The 259-nt window shown below is 57.9% G+C and carries 1 protein-coding gene; it reads right to left on the reverse strand.

The window, feature by feature from the left end:
- Window positions 1-259 (reverse strand): histidine phosphatase family protein (locus tag NVV99_RS26605; protein ID WP_260783314.1); only part of this gene is annotated, 259 nt, incomplete at both ends.

Genomic DNA, 259 nt, shown 5'->3' on the forward strand with positions numbered 1-259 from the left:
CGGCACGAAATTCCACTTGTCGCGGGCGCGCGCTTCCAGAAGGTCTTCACGCTCCCTGGCAATGTCTTCCATCATGAAGCCCTGCCAGTCGCCGAAATTGACTTCCATCAGTTGTGGATCGGTGCGGTATTCATACGGATCAAGACCCATGCGCAAACGGATACGTTCCATCGTCTCGCGCGTGCGTCGCAGCGGGCTTGCAACGAAGTCGAAGCCTGCACCCTCGCCAATCAGCGATTTCAGCATATCGCCGTTGCGG

The sequence above is a fragment of the Rhodococcus sp. PAE-6 genome, assembly GCF_025290685.1.
Taxonomy (GTDB): Bacteria; Actinomycetota; Actinomycetes; order Mycobacteriales; family Mycobacteriaceae; genus Rhodococcus; species Rhodococcus pyridinivorans.